Raw genomic sequence first — 17,884 nt, 5'->3', positions numbered from 1 at the left:
GCGAATTACAGCCCTAATGTTGTAAGTGAAGCAGAATACAGGTTATGCAATGTTTCCATCGAACCAATTGATGTATCTAAAATTGGTTGTGGGTAGAAACCGATAATAACCAGTAAAGCAGCCAGAGCCAGCAGCACACCAAACTCACGCGCCGTTAACCCTTTCATTTCTTTTTCAGACTTAGGTGTACCGTAGTAGGTCTGTTGCATCATCCACAGTGAGTAGATAGACGCAAACACCACACCAAAGACCATAATACAAGTCACTAACGTGAATTGGCTGAAGCTGCCAAACAGGATCATAAATTCACCAATGAAGTTACCTGTACCTGGCATTCCTAGCGTTGCCGCAGCAAAGAACAGGGACATTCCTGGTAACCATTTAATGCGTTTCCACAATCCACCCATCATGCGCATATCACGAGTTTGCGTACGTTCATACAGTTGACCACTAATGATAATCAGTGCCGCACCAGACAAACCGTTGGTAATCATTTGAACTACAGCACCTTGGTAGGCCAAGGTTGAACCCGCGTAAATAGCGACTGTCACAAAGCCCATATGGGATAAGCTACTGTACGCTGCAAGACGTTTGATATCCGTTTGTTTGAACGCCAACCATGCACCGTAGAAGATACTGATCACACCCAGCGTCATCGCCACTGGCGTGAACTGGATAGAGGCTTCAGGGAACAGAGGCAAAGTAAAGCGTAACAGGCCGTATGCTGCGGTTTTTAGCATGATACCGGAGATATCCACGGAACCCGCTGTAGGCGACTGTTCTTGGGTATCTGCCATCCAACCATGGAAAGGAACCAATGGCATTTTAACGGCAAAGGCGATAAAGAAGCCCAACATCAACATAAACGCAACGTTACTAGACAGCTCTGCGCCTAACAGTTGGTTATAATCGAATGTTAATACGCCTGAAGTATTGTAATTCGCTAGTGCCAATCCAATGATGGAAACCAACATGATCAAGCCACTTGCTTGCGTATAGATAAAGAACTTAGTCGCAGCTTTGATATGTTGTCTGTTTTCTGACCCTTTGTGCCCCCAATTGGCAATCAGGAAGTACATTGGGATCAGCATCATCTCCCAGAAGAAGAAGAATAAGAACAAGTCAACCGCGGTGAAAATCCCCATCACACCTGTGATAATCCACAGCAGGTTAAAGTGATACGCACCTTGGTTCTTCTGGTTTTCACTCCAAGAGCTCAGAATCGAGAAAGCCCCCATGATAGCCGTTAATACGACCATCAGCAGTGATAAACCGTCAATAGCTAAATGAAAGTCAATTCCCAGTGACGGGATCCACGGCATAAAGAAAACAGATTGCCATTGTGGAATCCCTTGTGGATTAACAAGAGAGTAATTCCCTTCTAACCACAATTGCACGGAGAGTATTAATGTTATTCCCATCGTCGCCAGTGCAATCCAGCGCGGTGCGCGATGACTGAACCGGTCAGCCTGCCAGCTTAGCAGGCCTCCGATGAAGGGAATGAGTATTAGCCAGGGTAATAGCATGGCGCAATGTGTCCCTTAATTAAACCAAAAGCAGCAGAGCAAGAATCAGCACTGCACCCAGCCCCAACGAGGCAACATACCAACGGATTTGGCCGTTTTCACTCACTGCAAGCCCTTTATTTGCCCAACGTGAAAGATGTGCAGGGATATTCATCAGAGAGTTAATCGGATCGCTTTCCAGTAGCCATGCAATACCTTTAAACGGTTTTACAAAGACTACGTCATACAGCCAGTCGAAGCCCCACGCTTGGTACCACCATGCGCTGAAGAAACGACCCACCGCAGTTTTCGCGATAGCATCGACTATTGAACGTCTAAACAGGTAGAGGAATACCGCAATTAATAGACCAGCGATAGCAAACCCGCCAGAAATCGCTTCGAGTAAGACTTTACCGTCTTCACTGCCAGCCGCTTCTGCAGGGAATACCCCTTCGAGTGGTTGGTGGATTAATGCACCAACAAACGTTGCAAGGATAGCCAAAATGCCCAGTGGTAATGTGTGAGTGATGCCTTTAACCTTATGCGCTTTGATTTTTGCTTCACCGTGGAACACGATGAAAATCATACGGAAGGTATAAATTGCGGTCATTAATGCACCGAGGATACCTGCCCACAACAATACAGTTTGTCCATCAAGCTGAGCCCCCCACAAAATGGCATCTTTACTGTAGAAACCAGCAGTAAACAATGGCAATGCTGCCAGTGCGCTTCCGCCAATCAACATCACAGCGTAGATAAATGGAATTTGCTTACGCAATCCGCCCATTTTGAAGATATTTTGCTCGTGGTGGCATGCCAAAATGACCGAACCTGCTGACAGGAACAACAGTGCTTTAAAGAAAGCGTGCGTCATCAGGTGGAAAATCGCAGCATCCCAAGCTTGCACACCGAGAGCCAAAAACATATAACCGATTTGGCTCATCGTGGAATAAGCAAGCACGCGCTTGATATCGGTTTGAACCAGTGCAGCAAACCCTGCCAGTACTAATGTCACTGCGCCCACAACGCCAACTAGATGTAAAACTTCTGGCGCTAATAAGAACAGAACGTGGGTACGAGCCACTAAGTACACACCGGCCGTTACCATGGTTGCGGCGTGGATCAATGCTGAAACTGGCGTAGGACCCGCCATCGCATCTGCCAACCACGTTTGCAATGGTAACTGTGCTGATTTACCGACTGCGCCACCTAATAACATCAAGGTTGCCCAATTGATCGCACTCGAACCCTCAGCAAATTTCTGAGGTGCTAACACCGCCATTTCGCTGAAATTCAATGTGCCGAGCTCATTCCACAGGATAAACATACCAATTGCGAGGAAGACATCACCGATACGCGTGACAAAGAACGCTTTCATTGCGGCTTTACCGTTTTCTGGATTGGTATAATAGAAACCAATCAACAGGTAACTGCACAGCCCTACCCCTTCCCAACCGAGATACATCAGCATCATGTTATCAGCGAGAACTAAAACCACCATACTCGCGATAAACAGGTTAGTGTAAGCGAAGAAACGTGAGTAACCTTCCTCACCACGCATATACCAAGAAGCGTATACATGAATAAGGAAGCCCACACCCGTTACCACACCTAACATGGTCAGAGATAGACCATCTAACATTAAGGTGAATGGGATATTAAAGGTACCGACAGACATCCAAGTCCACAGAGGTTGGATGAACACGCTACCAGCGTCTTGAGCTAAAAATTCATTGCCAGCATAGAATGCGACGATGGCCGCTAAGCCGACCGACCCCGCACCAATAATGGCCGAAACGTTTTCTGACCAGCGTCCACGAGAGAAGGCTAACAACACCGACCCCAGTAAAGGCAACAGAATAGTTAAATAGAGTAGGTTCATCCGCGCATCTCACTGACTTTATCAATATTCAGGTTCTGACGATGACGATGGAGTTGCAGTAACAACGCCAATCCAATACTCGCCTCCGCTGCAGCCAATGTAATTGCCAATATATACATAATTTGGCCGTCTGGCTGCCCCCAAAAACTCCCTGCAACCACAAATGCCAGTGCAGTTGAGTTAATCATGATTTCCAGTCCGATCAGCATGAAAAGCAGATTGCGGCGAATAACAAGGCAGCTAAGCCCCATCACAAATAAAATCGCCGCTAAAATCAGACCATGTTCTAGAGGTATCATTTTTGCTCCTCCGCCTTCGTGATACTGACAAGATCAGCACCGTTTTCTTTACGGTCACGTCCAACGTGGAATGCGACAACTAAACCAGCTAGTAGTAACAGTGACGCCAATTCGACAGCCAGAACGTAAGGCCCGAACAAGCTAATACCCACTTCTTTCGCCCCAATGATGGTGCCCTCAATGCCTTCTTGATATGACAATGAGGTGATACCGTAAACTAAGATAGCCAATAAAACTGCGGATAACACAGCAGGACCAATCCAGTTTTTCGGCGTCAACCAAGCGCGCTCTTGTTCTTGAACAGAACGTCCTAGGTTGAGCATCATCACGACGAACACGAACAGGACCATGATGGCACCTGCATAAACGATGATTTCCAACGCTCCAGCAAAATACGCGCCGAGGGAGAAAAACACCATTGACAGAGCCAGCAGAGAAACAACCAGATACAACAGTGCATGCACCGGATTTGTATTCGTTATCACCCTTAAAGTTGCTAAAATGGCAACTAGACCGGCGATATAAAATGTAAATTCCATGAATATCGCTCCTTATGGCAACAGGTCTTTGACGTTGATAGGTTTCGCTTCGTTATCCGCTTCACCTTTGTCTTTACCTGCAATCGCCATACCTGATTTACGGTAAAAGTTATAATCAGGATATTTACCCGGACCTGAAATCAACAGGTCATTTTTCTCGTAAACCAGATCCTGACGTCTCCAATCGGCCATTTCAAAATCAGGTGTTAATTGGATTGCCGTGGTAGGGCAAGCCTCTTCACACAGACCACAGAAAATACAGCGCGAAAAGTTAACGCGGAAAAATTCAGGGTACCAGCGGCCATCTTCGTGTTCAGCTTTTTGCAGTGAGATACAACCCACAGGGCAAGCTACCGCACACAAGTTACATGCAACACAACGCTCTTCACCGTCTGGATCGCGCGTCAACACGATACGACCACGGTAACGGGGTGGCAGATAAACCGGCTCTTCTGGATACATTTGCGTTTCGCGTTTATCGAACGCATGTAGGCCGACCATCCAAATACTACGTACTTGGGTGGCGAAACCGACCAATAACTCTTTCAATGTCATGGTTCAATCACCCCTTACTGAGCGTTGTATAAAATCACTGCTGCAGTACCCAGCAGATTAAGCAGTGTCAGCGGCAGGCAAATTTTCCAACCGAAAGACATCACTTGGTCATAACGTGGACGCGGTAAAGAGGCACGGATCAAGATAAACATCATCATGAAAAAGCCAGTTTTGATAGCAAACCACAAGAATGACGGCAGGAATGGACCATGCCAGCCACCAAAGAACAGCGTCACAATCAGTGCAGAAACCGTTACGATACCGATATACTCACCAACGAAGAACAGACCGAACTTCATCCCTGAGTATTCAACGTGGTAACCATCCGCAATCTCTTGTTCTGCTTCTGGTTGGTCAAACGGGTGACGGTGACATACCGCAACGCCCGCTATCGCAAAAGTCACAAAACCAAAGAATTGAGGAATAATGTTCCACATGCCTTCTTGGGAGTTCACAATATCAATCAGGTTGAATGAACCTGCTTGTGCAACCACACCCATTAAAGAAAGGCCTAAGAATACTTCGTAACTCACGGTTTGTGCTGACGCACGCATCGCACCTAATAATGAGTATTTGTTATTACTTGACCAACCCGCGAATAACACCGCATAGACCGCTAGACCCGCCATCATCAGGAAGAATAGAATCCCAATGTTCAAGTCTGCTACGTGCCAAGTCGGGCTGACAGGCACGATTGCAAATGCAAGGAACAATGAACAAAACGCAATCACTGGTGCTAGCGTAAAGATTTTCTTATCCGCGAACTGTGGGATCCAGTCTTCTTTAAAAAGCATTTTGAACATGTCGGCGATTAACTGGCCCATCCCAAACGGGCCAACGCGGTTTGGACCATAACGGTTCTGGAATAGACCGAGAATACGGCGCTCTCCCAGACTCATGTATGCCCCACAAGTCACAACAACCAATAAAATGACGACAGATTTAAGGATGGAAATTAATACTTCCATCACTTCAGGAGAAATCCAATCCATCATGCTCCCCTCCGCAGATTATTGACTGACACGCCAGCCATTGACGGTGCGATACCTGGCATTCCTAGCGGTAAGCCAATTTGACCGGTAGACAGGTGATTACTGAGGCGAACAGTCAAGTTAAACGCTTGACCTGCATGGCTAAACTCAGCTTTAGCACCCGCTGACAGCCCCAGTGCCACAGCATCTTGCGTGTTCAGCATGATATAAGGCTCAGGCATACGCTCTTGGATCACCTCTGAACGCTGTGACATTTCATCACTGCCAAACAGGTGGTAATAAGGTGCGACGACCCACTGCGCTTCGCTAGCTTGATAAGCCGCTGGAATTTCAGTGAAGTAAGCCAATTTGCTCTCTGTTGAATTGAACAAACGGATACCCGGGTCACCAAATAACAGGTGCCCCCCCACTTCGGCTTGGAATTTATTCCAGGCTTGCGGTGAGTTCCAACCTGGTGCCCATGCAAATGGAATTTGCTGGCGCGGCGCGGTTGGGCTGTTGTTCCCTTCCATTGAGAAAGCAAATGGAGAGTCAATATCTTGCGGTTGACGAGGTTCATGGACAGATTGATTTGCTAGCATCGCTGTACGGCCACTGTAACGATGTGGTTCACGCGCCAGTTTTTGACCACGAATACGGAAAGACGCTTTTGGTGCGGCATCAACCATACCTGAGAATTGTGGCATTGCGGCAACACAATCAGCGATAACGTGATCAAGTTGAGACCAATCCGCATCACGCTCTTGCGCTTCAGTTTGCAGTGAATGCATCCAGCGCCAGCTTTCGTTCATCACGATAGCTTTGTCGTAATACGTTGGGTCGAAGACTTGGAAGAAACGCTGTGCACGACCTTCTTGGTTAATCAACGTACCGTCTGCTTCAGCAAAACTTGCTGCTGGCAGAACTAATGTTGCTTTATCCATGATGTCAGTTTGCTGATGATCCGCTACAATCAAATGGCTCAATTTCGCTAATGCGCTATTGACTGCATCCACGCTGCTGTGACGGTACAGGTCGTTTTCGATAACAATAGCCACATCCGCTTCGTTCGCTTCTATGCGAGCTAAAGCGCTGTCTAATGGCTGTGCATTCATCATTGCCAGACCGACACTATTTGCATGAGACGCTAAGTAAGATAACCCAACGTTCGCGCCTTTCGCTTTCAGTGCGAATGCCACGTTAGCGGCCGCTTGGATCATTGCCTCGCTTGCACTATGGCTACCACTGATAATTAATGGTTTTTTCGCACTGGCTAATGCTTGAGCAATGGTTTCAACTTTGGCTTTTAAGTCTGCGGGTAAATCATTCACCGCAGGGGCTTCGCCATTAATCATATTGGCGATAGCAAAACCGAAGCGCGCTTGGTCAGCCACTGGAGCACGGTAATTGAAGGCAGCCACATCGTCTAAACGAGTGTCATCAACATTGGTAATAAACAGCGGATATTTCGCGTGTTGGCCAATGTTTTGGATAGCGGCGATTTGCCAGTCAGCGACTTTCTGCGCTGCGGCCATTTCACGCGCTTTACCTTTCACGGCTTGACGAACAGATAACGCCATGCGTGCACCTGTCTGAGTTAAATCTTCACCCAGTACCAGTACCGCATCATAGCCTTCCACTTCACGCAGTGTTGGCGTATAGATACCGCCGTTTTGCAGAATATTTTGCATTAATGCTAAACGACGCTGCTCTCCCGCAGAAATACCGGAATAGAAGTTTTCTGCTCCAACTAATGCGCGTAATGCATAGTTGCTTTCAACGCTAGCACGCGGCGAGCCGATACCAATCACTTTTTTCGCTTGATTGATAATTTGCGCACCACTTTGCATCGCTTCGATAGCCGAGATGACCTGCTTAACGCCATTTTTATTGAGTACGGCTTGGCGAGGGCGGTCTTTACGGTTGACGTAACCATAACCAAAGCGACCACGGTCACAGAGGAAATAGTGGTTTACCGAGCCGTTATAACGGTTTTCGATGCGACGGATTTCACCATAACGCTCACCAGGGCTAGTGTTACAACCGATACTGCACTGTTGGCAGATACCGGGTGCAAACTGCATATCCCATTTACGGTTATAGCGCTCAGAGTGGGTTTTATCGGTGAATACCCCGGTTGGACAAACTTCAACTAAGTTACCGGAGAACTCACTTTCCAGTGTACCGTCTTCAGTACGACCGAAATACACATAGTTATGTGCCCCATAAACCCCTAAATCCGTGCCATCTGCATAATCTTTGTAGTAACGAACACAGCGATAACACGCAATACAACGGTTCATTTCATGACTAATAAATGGACCAAGGTCTTGGTTAATGTGAGTCCGTTTCGTAAAACGATATTTACGCATGTTATGACCGGTCATTACCGTCATATCTTGTAGGTGGCAGTTACCGCCTTCCTCACAGACTGGGCAGTCATGAGGGTGGTTGGTCATCAGCCATTCCACGACACTTTCACGGAATTGTTTGGCTTCTTCATCATCAATAGAGATGTAAGTCCCTTCCGTTGCGGGTGTCATACAAGACATTACTAGGCGACCGCGTGTGTCATCTGCGTTTTGATACTGCTTAACCGCACACTGGCGGCAAGCGCCAACGCTTCCCAGCGCCGGATGCCAGCAAAAATAAGGAATATCTAGCCCGAGAGAAAGACAGGCTTGTAACAGGTTTTCAGACCCGTTTACGTCATATTCTTTGCCGTCTACATATATTGTAGCCATAGTCAGCATGCTTCCCAAAGGCCCGCATAAAGCAGGCGTTAATCAAAAATACGTTCTTCGTGAAAAATCTCTTTAGCGGTTGCTCAATCGCTAAATAATTACCAACGCTGCTTAAGCAAGTTGGGTTGGATACCTGCAATCTGCACGATGTTACGCAGATCTTTTTGCGAGATACCCGCTTCGAATTCATCACGGAAATATTTGATGGCACTTTGTAGCGGTTCGACCGCACCCGGTGCGTGAGCGCAGAAAGTTTTACCCGGTCCTAAGAAACGGCACAGCTGCTCTAGGGTTTCAATATCCCCCGGCTGCCCTTCTCCTTTTTCCAGCGCTTGTAAAATTTTCACACTCCATGGCAAACCATCACGGCACGGCGTACACCAACCACAGGATTCACGAGCAAAGAAGGTTTCTAAGTTACGCACTAAAGAAACCATGTTGATTTCATGATCAACCGCCATCGCCAATGCAGTACCAAGGCGGCTTCCTGCTTTAGCAATATTTTCGAAATCCATTGGTAAGTCGAGGTGGTCGTTGGTTAGGAAGTCTGTCCCTGCTCCACCCGGCTGCCATGCTTTTAATTTCAGTCCATCACGCATACCACCTGCGTAATCTTCCAACACTTCACGTGCCGTCGTACCAAATGGCAATTCCCACAGACCCGGGTTTTTCACACGGCCAGAGAAGCCCATTAATTTAGTACCCGCGTCTTTACTCTTACCGGCGCTTAAATCGATATACCATTGGTCTCCGTGCTCTAAAATGGCAGGCACGTTACAAATGGTTTCGACGTTATTAACGCAAGTTGGCTTACCCCAAGCACCTGATGTTGCAGGGAACGGTGGTTTAGAACGTGGGTTAGCACGGCGGCCTTCTAAAGAGTTAATCAGTGCGGTTTCTTCACCGCAGATATAACGCCCAGCGCCGGTGTGGACAAACAGTTCAAAATCGAAACCCGAACCGAGGATATTTTTTCCTAATAAACCCGCCACTTTCGCTTCTTCGATGGCACGGCGCAGGTTTTGCGCGGCTTCAACATACTCACCCCGTAAGAAGATATAACCACGGTAGGCCTTAAGTGCATAAGCGCCCGTGATCATCCCTTCAACTAACAAGTGAGGGAGTTGCTCCATCAATAAACGGTCTTTATAGGTGCCCGGTTCCATTTCATCCGCATTACATAAAAAGTAACGCAGTTTCATGTTTTCGTCTTTTGGCATCAGGCTCCATTTCAGACCTGTTGAGAAGCCCGCACCGCCTCGCCCTTTCAGGCCAGCGTCTTTCACGAGATTCACAACTTCATCCGGTGCCATGCCTTTGAGCGCGCGCTCAAGACCTTTGTATCCGTTTTTACTGCGATACTCATCTAACCAAACAGGCTGATTGTCATCACGCAAACGCCATGTTAGAGGATGAGTTTCAGCAGTACGGATCACTGGATTAACAGAATTTGTCATGGATACTGCTCCAGTAATTTTTGAATATTTTCAGGCTGCACGTAGCTGTGAGTGTCATCATCGATCATCATCGTTGGACCCTTGTCACAGTTACCTAAGCAACAGGTCGGCAGCAATGTAAAACGGCCATCAGCTGTTGTTTGACCCGGGCGAATATTAAGCTGTTTAATGATTTCAGCTTCTAAGCCCTGATAACCTGTAATATGGCAAACAACACTGTCGCAATAGCGAATAATGTGGCGACCCACTGGTTGGCGGAAGATTTGGCTATAGAATGTCGCCACCCCTTCAACATCACTAGCTGGGATACCTAAGACGTCAGCGATAGCATGGATCGCACCATCTTCAACCCAACCGCGGTTTTTTTGCACAATTTTCAGTGCTTCAATTGAGGCAGCACGTGCGTCTTCGTAATGGTGTTTCTCACCTTCAATCTCTTCACGCTCTTTCTCTGTTAAGACAAAGCCATGATTGACTTGCGGTTCAAACACATTCACGACATTGAGCTCGTTGTGCTTCTCATTTTCGTTATGTTCATTATGCATGGTTAGCGATCCACATCCGACATTACAAAATCGATACTACCCAGATAGACGATTAAGTCTGAAACTAAACTACCTCTGATCACGGCAGGAATTTGCTGCAAGTGAGCGTAGCTTGGCGTACGAATACGCGTACGGTAGCTCATTGTGCTGCCATCACTGGTTAAGTAGTAGCTGTTGATACCTTTCGTCGCTTCAACCATCTGGAATGACTCATTTGCTGGCATCACCGGCCCCCAAGACACTTGTAAGAAGTGGTTGATCAGGGTTTCGATATGCTGCAACGTGCGCTCTTTTGGTGGCGGAGTTGTCAATGGATGGTCAGCTTTGAAAGGACCTTCTGGCATATTCTTATAGCATTGCTCAAGAATACGAATACTCTGGCGCATCTCTTCTACTTTGATCATCACACGGTCATAACAGTCACCGTTGTGAGCGATAGGGATATCAAACTCAAAGTTTTCATAGCCTGAATATGGACGCCATTTACGCACGTCAAAATCAACGCCTGTTGCACGTAATCCAGCCCCTGTTACACCCCATGCCAGCGCCTCTTCTTTAGAGTACATTGCTGTCCCAATAGAGCGACCTTTTAAGATGGAGTTTTTCAGTGCAGAAGTCACATAAGACTCTAAACGTTTTGGCAACCAGTCTAATAACTCACGCAGCAGTTTTTCCCAACCACGCGGTAAGTCGTGCGCAACACCACCGATACGGAACCATGCAGGGTGCATACGGAAACCGGTAATCGCTTCAATCACGTTGTAGACTTTTTGACGGTCGGTAAACGCAAAGAAGACAGGGGTCATCGCACCAACGTCTTGGATATAGGTACTGATGTACAGTAAGTGGCTGTTAATGCGGAATAACTCAGACAGCATGACACGAATGGTTTTCACGCGATCCGGCACTTCAATGCCAGCCAGTTTTTCAACGGCTAACACATATGGCATTTCATTCACACAACCACCGAGATACTCGATACGGTCAGTGTAAGGAATGTAGCTGTGCCATGACTGGCGTTCACCCATTTTTTCAGCACCACGGTGGTGGTAGCCAATGTCAGGTACGCAGTCAATAATTTCTTCACCATCCAGTTGTAATACGATACGAAACGCACCGTGTGAGGATGGGTGGTTTGGCCCCAAGTTTAGGAACATGAAATCTTCGTTTTCATTTCCACGTGCCATGCCCCACTCTTCTGGTTTGAAAGTCAAGGCTTCCATTTCCAGATCTTGTTTCTGCTTAGTCAGAACAAAAGGGTCAAACTCAGTCGCACGCGCAGGATAATCCTTACGCAGTGGGTGACCTTCCCAGCTTGGTGACATTAAAAGGCGGCGTAAATTTGGGTGACCTTGGAACGTTATACCGAACATATCCCACACTTCACGCTCATGCCAATTCGCATTCGGGAACAGGGAAACAATAGAAGGCACATTTAAGTCTTTCTCATTAAGAGCGACTTTTAACATGATATCGCGGTTACGAACGATAGAGATGAGGTGGTAGAAAACACTAAAATCTGCTTCTGGCAGACCTTGACGGTGAATTCGTTGACGTTCATCTACCCCATGTAAGTCAAATAACATGACATACGGTTTTGGTAATTTCTTTAGGAAATCGACCACTTCCAGTAACTGTTCACGACGCACCCAAAGCACTGGCATACCAGTGCGAGTTGCTTGAACAGAAAAGGCATCCGGCCCAAATTGATTGCGCAGTTCCAGAAGCACAGGGTCGTTTAAGTGATCCTGTGTCTGCCATCCTGGCTGGTTACTACTCGCTTGCGCTATCTGATCTGTCATCATTCTTCACCATAACGCTTGATCAGGTTTATTATTTCGCAACAACATTGCTCTGTTACGCTGTATGGCTTTAAGCCTTAAATTTCGTCTGGTGTACGCAGGTTTGTCACTGCAATACGTTCACCGTGCTTTCTTTCTCTTTCTGATTGCATATTGGCACGGTAAACCCCTTGGTCTCCAACAACCCAAGACAGCGGTCGACGCTCTTTACCGATAGATTCTTGCAACAGAAGCAGAGCCTGCATATAGGCTTCTGGACGCGGTGGGCAACCTGGGATATACACATCCACAGGAATAAATTTATCGACGCCTTGTACAACAGAGTAAATGTCATACATGCCACCAGAGTTGGCACATGAACCCATGGAAATAACCCATTTTGGTTCAAGCATTTGGTCATACAGACGTTGAATAACAGGTGCCATTTTTGTGAAACAAGTACCTGCTACTACCATGAAATCGGCTTGACGAGGTGAAGCACGCAGTACTTCTGCACCAAAGCGGGCAACGTCATGAACAGCCGTGAACGAAGTCACCATTTCTACATAGCAACATGAAAGACCAAAGTTATATGGCCATAGAGAGTTTTTGCGCCCCCAATTAACCACATCGTGAAGTGCATGAGAAAGTTTTCCCATGTAAACACTGTTTTCAACTTGCTGCTCCAGTGGATCGGTAACGATTTCCTGAGTTTGCAGTGGGTAACGGTCGTTCTCACCGTTCGGATCTATGCGGGTGAGCGTATAATCCATTGTATAATGCCTCGCTTTTTACTGCGGATGACGATTGCTGATTTTAATAACTTCACTAGGATGCTTTACTTTTCCGCGGGAACGGACTGGAGTCCAATCCAATGCCCCAACGCGGACGAGGTAAAACAGTCCCGCCAACAATACCAAAATAAAGATCGCGGCTTCGATGAAACCTACCCAACCGGCTTCGCGGATGGCGACTGACCATGCAAATAAGAACATGGCTTCAACATCGAAGATAACGAAAAACATGGCAACTAAGTAAAACTTAGCAGACATGCGGAGACGTGCACTACCGACCGAGTCGATACCTGACTCATAAGGAACATGTTTTGTTCTGGCTTTGGCGCGGCTACCTAAAAAGTGACCTGCGACCAACATGAAAGCACAAAGACCGATAGTGCCGATAAGGAATATCGCAAACGCCCAGTTATGGGCTAACGCTAGGATTGATGTAGACATACTCGTTGCTTACTCATTACTTATGGTGTGTTAGCTGCTCTTTTTTACATCACGGCAGTATTGCACCACAATTGCCCAGTTAATCGAGAAGAAAGACCAAAATTGATCACAAACTAAAATATCACCAAACTTAAATCAGCCTGTTGACTGCGTTTGGTTTGTCCTCTCTCATTACAATTTATTTCACTTAAACTAAGTAAAATAACCCGTATTTGTTACAAAAACTTCACACTTTGAAAACAACAGAACAACAAAAAGCACTCATAATCTGCTAAAACGTGTCAGTGTAATGATACTCAAGTAAACACGCAAACTAGTTTAACTGATTATTCGTTTTTACTACACCATTATCTCAGGAAAAACCTGTCTTAACAGATGAAAAATTGCTCTTTTTATTTGATCTAACGCACACTTTTATTGAAAAAGTACTCAATTTGTTTACATAGCATTCAATTTAACTTTAAGTCTTTGTAACTCTTTTTAACGCATTACTTCAAGTAACTAACTGACATTACAGCGCTATTTTATCTATTCAATAAAAAAACATTGTTAATAACATAACAAATTGTTAACCAAACAATGAAATTCAGGTTATGCCAGCTACATCACAATTATTTCATGGTCTTTCTTATTTAACCATACTTATTAAGTGGTTATTTGCTTTTTTTATGAGCGGAAATTAATAAAAAATCGATAAATTTGAACTCGATATCCTACTAAGGATATCACTGGACATTATTTAAACATGCATAAAAACAAATTTCTCGATACCGTTTCCCAATATTGAAAATTGAGTTCCACTGCATGAAATAATCGTTTCAGTTATTACCAACGAATCCGTTAAACTGTTATCTAACAACTTAACCTACCCGTGCGTTAACCATTTAACCAAAAATAGCTATCTCAGTCGCCACACGAGCCTTCTTTAGATTGCGATTAACACATTGATTTTATTTGTACACAGCCAATAACACATTGATCACAAACAAGTGATTCAGTAATAAACCAACAAAAATGATATAAAAAAACGGCAATCCCAAAATAATTGGAATTACCGCCAGTACAATAAATCGATTAGATATTGCGATTAAAGCAACTAGATGAATCGATTAACTTAATTACTTTCCTCGTTGCTATCCATCAACTCACTTGCTGAGGCTGCCACATAAGGGATTTTTTTGTTTTCGATCGCACCGAATACCGTCAGAACAAAATCTTTTTGTTCGTCTGCGTTCTTATATAACCAATACTGAATATCAGGTAAACGTGGTAACCCATCAGCTTCATTCAAAATACGTAAATCTGCATTTTGCATTTCCATTGGCCTTGCAGTTACCCCTACTTCCGCATTAACTGCTGCACGAACAGCAGGCAGAGAAGCTGCTTCATAAGCAACATGCCATGACAAACCTGCATCATCAAGGGCACTAGTACAAAGTTTACGATATGGGTTAGTTTCATCCATAACAACTAATGGGATCGGCTCATTCGGACGCAATTGAAAATCGGGTGCGCTATGCCACAAAACAGGCACGGTTCTTAAAGCCGTTTTAGGATGGTGGCTAATTCTTGCCGTTGTTAATGCAAGATCTATCTCATGGTTATCAAGCATTGACTCAATAAACTGAGCTCGTTTAATGCGTACTTCAATTGCAATTCTTGGATAGACAGACGCGATACGATTAAGCAAGAAAGGTAATAGGATATCGACGGTGTCATCAGATGCACCGATGCGCAATTCACCATCAGCGTCATTATAAGTTAATGATGCCGTTGCATCGTCATTGGCGCGCAATATTTGCCTTGCGTAGCCAAGTAATTGCAATCCATGTGCGGTAAGCAGTTTATTTCGTCCATGACGAGCAAAAAGCTCACGACCGACTAATTGTTCTAAACGTTGCATTTGCTGGCTCACAGCAGATTGTGTTCGACAAACGGCTGCAGCTGCAGCTGCAAATGTATTAAGATCTGCGACAGCAACGAAAGTACGTAGCAAATCAAGATCTAGGTTCATGATGGGACGATTGGAATTTATCATCGTTCATTCTCTTATATAATTTTATGTTACCTGGTGTTTCTGCTCTCCTCCATGAGAATCAGCGAGTTTATAGCGACTACTAAGCGAGTGCATTTCTAATCCATAGATCTGCAATAACTTCTAATTATTTTACTTTTCCACCCTGCTCATCATTTATAATTGATAGAGCACGTGTGCAAATAGCATACTTCCAAAAATCAAATAATTTTAATAAAAAGGGGATGTTTTCCTAAAAAACAAACTAACAAAGCGCTTTCTAGAACACGCTTAAATAGTAACATATTTAATGTAATCACAATTATTTTAATGTAAGCACATTATAAAATTCGTTTCACTATTTACCTATAGTTATGAATATCAAATAGTTACAATTTTAAGCAACACTTTTTGTTAATAAAAATGACTCGAAACAATCAATATTACTAACAAAATCACACTAATTATTATAAAAAAAGGCTATTACAGCAAAAAAATCATGTCTATTTTAATGATTCAATGCTTAATATTACATTTTGATACAAATTTTCCTTTTTCCTCTGTTTTTCTGCTTTTTTACTTTTTATACTCCAAAACATCAATAAATGTTAAAATTATAATCCACACAATGCTATATTTTAGGAACATACAGCTAACTTAAACCATATAATAAGATACCAAACATTACATTTAAGCGTAAACCAACCTTTTACACCAAAAATAACCTTGCATCTTCAAAAGCTTCTGAGGGAGGAGTAGAGTAAAGGAATAACGCCGGCTCGACCAATGTAACCCTTAGGGTAATGAGAAAACTATGAATAATCTAACTAAATCCAGTAAGCTCGATAATGTTTGCTATGACATTCGTGGGCCCGTCTTAAAAGAAGCTAAACGCCTAGAAGAAGAAGGCAACAAAGTCCTCAAACTCAATATTGGTAACCCGGCCCCATTTGGTTTTGAAGCCCCAGATGAAATCCTAGTTGATGTCTTGCGTAATCTGCCTAGTTCTCAGGGTTATTGTGATTCAAAAGGCTTATATTCTGCCCGTAAAGCGATTGTGCAGCATTACCAAGCTCGCGGTATTCATGAAATGACCGTGGAAGATGTCTACATTGGTAATGGCGTTTCTGAATTAATCGTACAAGCCATGCAAGCGCTGCTTAATAATGGTGATGAAATGTTAGTGCCTGCGCCTGATTACCCATTATGGACCGCTGCGGTTTCCCTTTCAGGTGGGAAAGCCGTTCATTATATGTGTGATGAGCAACAAGGTTGGATGCCTGATATTGAAGACATTCGCAAAAAAATCACCCCGAGAACGCGTGGTATTGTGGTCATAAACCCAAATAACCCAACCGGTGCGGTCTACAGTAAAGATCTGTTAATGGAAATTGTCGAATTGGCTCGCCAGCACAATCTTATTATTTATGCTGATGAGATCTACGATAAAATTCTTTATGATGATGCTGTACATCACTCTATTGCCGCCCTCGCCCCAGATTTATTAACCATCACATTTAATGGTTTATCTAAAACTTATCGCGTCGCTGGTTTTCGCCAAGGTTGGATGGTATTAAACGGCCCGAAAAAACATGCAAAAAGCTATATTGAAGGTTTAGAAATGCTGGCCTCAATGCGCCTGTGCGCTAACGTTCCAATGCAGCATGCTATTCAAACTGCACTCGGGGGCTACCAAAGTATCAGTGAATTTATTCAACCAGGTGGTCGTTTATATGAGCAACGTAATCGTGCATGGGAGTTGATCAACCAAATACCGGGCGTTTCATGTGTCAAACCACAAGGTGCTCTGTATATGTTCCCAAAAATCGATATTAAACGATTTAATATCTATGACGACCAGAAAATGATTTTAGACCTATTGTTACAAGAGAAAGTGTTATTAGTTCAAGGTACCGCATTTAACTGGCCTGAACCCGATCACTTTAGAATTGTCACATTACCTTATGCAGATGACCTTGAAATGGCGATTAATAAATTTGGCCGTTTCCTTGAAGGTTATCGCCAATAAAAATTTTATCAAACATAAAGTGAAAGCCTCCTACTCCGGAGGCTTTTTTATTCTAAATCGAGTTATCATTAATAGACTGTATTATTCTGATAATCAAATAATAGAAATAAAATAAATTGCCACCAGGAAAAAGCCCAATAATATAAATGGAAAATATTTCATATTGCCTCTTTATTTCCGAATTGAACATTCATTATATTTTTTTGATTCTATAATTCAACACAATTAAAATAACAGTTAAATTAAAGTCAGATTCTGATTATATTATTATGATCATCTTAATATGAAGATAAATATTAATAAATAATTACGAACTAGTAACTTATTA

Annotated in this window: 14 protein-coding genes; 1 reads left to right on the top strand and 13 read right to left on the bottom strand. The window is 44.2% G+C overall.

All coding sequences use genetic code 11. From position 1 onward, the window contains the following. Positions 1-5 precede the first annotated feature (5 nt). The 13 genes from nuoM to P3L40_RS09210 all read right to left on the bottom strand — a co-directional run bounded on the left by nuoM (position 6) and on the right by P3L40_RS09210 (position 15,551). Entirely contained in the window at positions 6-1,526 is a 1,521-nt protein-coding gene (gene nuoM / locus P3L40_RS09270; protein WP_094962295.1) for an NADH-quinone oxidoreductase subunit M, read from the bottom strand. Between the two features lie 19 nt (positions 1,527-1,545). Continuing rightward, entirely contained in the window at positions 1,546-3,387 is a 1,842-nt protein-coding gene (gene nuoL, locus P3L40_RS09265) for an NADH-quinone oxidoreductase subunit L (RefSeq protein WP_004259845.1), read from the bottom strand. Beyond that, complete coding sequence (nuoK, locus tag P3L40_RS09260; protein ID WP_004259841.1) at positions 3,384-3,686, bottom strand: NADH-quinone oxidoreductase subunit NuoK; 303 nt, start codon at positions 3,684-3,686, stop codon at positions 3,384-3,386. The genes nuoL and nuoK overlap by 4 nt, the downstream gene beginning before the upstream one ends. Continuing rightward, positions 3,683-4,225, bottom strand: coding sequence for an NADH-quinone oxidoreductase subunit J (gene nuoJ / locus P3L40_RS09255; RefSeq protein ID WP_136134379.1), 543 nt, complete (start codon positions 4,223-4,225; stop codon positions 3,683-3,685). The genes nuoK and nuoJ overlap by 4 nt, the downstream gene beginning before the upstream one ends. 12 nt (positions 4,226-4,237) lie before the next feature. Next, a complete protein-coding gene (nuoI, locus tag P3L40_RS09250; RefSeq protein WP_004259834.1) occupies positions 4,238-4,780 on the bottom strand; it encodes an NADH-quinone oxidoreductase subunit NuoI in 543 nt (180 codons plus the stop codon). Positions 4,781-4,794: 14 nt separating this feature from the next. Beyond that, positions 4,795-5,772 (bottom strand): NADH-quinone oxidoreductase subunit NuoH, encoded by a 978-nt coding sequence (nuoH, locus tag P3L40_RS09245; protein ID WP_004912244.1) that lies wholly within the window; start codon positions 5,770-5,772, stop codon positions 4,795-4,797. Beyond that, on the bottom strand, positions 5,772-8,495 hold the full coding sequence (nuoG, locus tag P3L40_RS09240) for an NADH-quinone oxidoreductase subunit NuoG (protein ID WP_272693259.1): 2,724 nt from the start codon (positions 8,493-8,495) through the stop codon (positions 5,772-5,774). The genes nuoH and nuoG overlap by 1 nt, the downstream gene beginning before the upstream one ends. Before the next feature lie 98 nt (positions 8,496-8,593). Next, entirely contained in the window at positions 8,594-9,952 is a 1,359-nt protein-coding gene (gene nuoF / locus P3L40_RS09235) for an NADH-quinone oxidoreductase subunit NuoF (protein WP_136134381.1), read from the bottom strand. Next, a complete protein-coding gene (gene nuoE / locus P3L40_RS09230; protein ID WP_036958085.1) occupies positions 9,949-10,497 on the bottom strand; it encodes an NADH-quinone oxidoreductase subunit NuoE in 549 nt (182 codons plus the stop codon). Before nuoE ends, nuoF begins: the two co-directional genes overlap by 4 nt. Positions 10,498-10,499: 2 nt before the next feature. Further along, entirely contained in the window at positions 10,500-12,302 is a 1,803-nt protein-coding gene (nuoC, locus tag P3L40_RS09225; protein ID WP_410482069.1) for an NADH-quinone oxidoreductase subunit C/D, read from the bottom strand. Positions 12,303-12,376: 74 nt separating this feature from the next. Then, a complete protein-coding gene (locus P3L40_RS09220) occupies positions 12,377-13,051 on the bottom strand; it encodes a NuoB/complex I 20 kDa subunit family protein (protein ID WP_004912254.1) in 675 nt (224 codons plus the stop codon). Between the two features lie 18 nt (positions 13,052-13,069). Continuing rightward, the gene (locus P3L40_RS09215) at positions 13,070-13,513 is read right to left on the bottom strand and encodes an NADH-quinone oxidoreductase subunit A (protein WP_004259806.1); all 444 of its coding nucleotides are present in this window, start codon (positions 13,511-13,513) and stop codon (positions 13,070-13,072) included. A 1,114-nt stretch (positions 13,514-14,627) separates the two neighbouring features. Beyond that, positions 14,628-15,551 carry a LysR family transcriptional regulator gene (locus tag P3L40_RS09210; protein WP_036958083.1) on the bottom strand — a complete coding sequence of 308 codons (924 nt, stop codon included), beginning with the start codon at positions 15,549-15,551 and terminating at the stop codon, positions 14,628-14,630. A 790-nt stretch (positions 15,552-16,341) separates the two neighbouring features. Here P3L40_RS09210 and P3L40_RS09205 point away from each other — a divergent pair. After that, the gene (locus P3L40_RS09205) at positions 16,342-17,556 is read left to right on the top strand and encodes a pyridoxal phosphate-dependent aminotransferase (RefSeq protein ID WP_004259802.1); all 1,215 of its coding nucleotides are present in this window, start codon (positions 16,342-16,344) and stop codon (positions 17,554-17,556) included. Positions 17,557-17,884 lie beyond the last annotated feature (328 nt).

Source organism: Providencia sp. PROV040 (assembly GCF_032706145.1).
Taxonomy (GTDB): domain Bacteria; phylum Pseudomonadota; class Gammaproteobacteria; order Enterobacterales; family Enterobacteriaceae; genus Providencia; species Providencia hangzhouensis.
This window is presented reverse-complemented; position numbering and strand designations above follow the sequence as displayed.

Excerpts from the sequence above, each read along its gene's own strand:
- nuoM (WP_094962295.1), bottom strand. The coding sequence starts at position 1,526 with ATGCTATTACCCTGGCTAATACTCATTCCCTTCATCGGAGGCCTGCTA.
- nuoL (WP_004259845.1), bottom strand. The coding sequence starts at position 3,387 with ATGAACCTACTCTATTTAACTATTCTGTTGCCTTTACTGGGGTCGGTG.
- nuoK (WP_004259841.1), bottom strand. The coding sequence starts at position 3,686 with ATGATACCTCTAGAACATGGTCTGATTTTAGCGGCGATTTTATTTGTG.
- nuoJ (WP_136134379.1), bottom strand. The coding sequence starts at position 4,225 with ATGGAATTTACATTTTATATCGCCGGTCTAGTTGCCATTTTAGCAACT.
- nuoI (WP_004259834.1), bottom strand. The coding sequence starts at position 4,780 with ATGACATTGAAAGAGTTATTGGTCGGTTTCGCCACCCAAGTACGTAGT.
- nuoH (WP_004912244.1), bottom strand. The coding sequence starts at position 5,772 with ATGGATTGGATTTCTCCTGAAGTGATGGAAGTATTAATTTCCATCCTT.
- nuoG (WP_272693259.1), bottom strand. The coding sequence starts at position 8,495 with ATGGCTACAATATATGTAGACGGCAAAGAATATGACGTAAACGGGTCT.
- nuoF (WP_136134381.1), bottom strand. The coding sequence starts at position 9,952 with ATGACAAATTCTGTTAATCCAGTGATCCGTACTGCTGAAACTCATCCT.
- nuoE (WP_036958085.1), bottom strand. The coding sequence starts at position 10,497 with ATGCATAATGAACATAACGAAAATGAGAAGCACAACGAGCTCAATGTC.
- nuoC (WP_410482069.1), bottom strand. The coding sequence starts at position 12,302 with ATGATGACAGATCAGATAGCGCAAGCGAGTAGTAACCAGCCAGGATGG.
- P3L40_RS09220 (WP_004912254.1), bottom strand. The coding sequence starts at position 13,051 with ATGGATTATACGCTCACCCGCATAGATCCGAACGGTGAGAACGACCGT.
- P3L40_RS09215 (WP_004259806.1), bottom strand. The coding sequence starts at position 13,513 with ATGTCTACATCAATCCTAGCGTTAGCCCATAACTGGGCGTTTGCGATA.
- P3L40_RS09210 (WP_036958083.1), bottom strand. The coding sequence starts at position 15,551 with ATGATAAATTCCAATCGTCCCATCATGAACCTAGATCTTGATTTGCTA.
- P3L40_RS09205 (WP_004259802.1), top strand. The coding sequence starts at position 16,342 with ATGAATAATCTAACTAAATCCAGTAAGCTCGATAATGTTTGCTATGAC.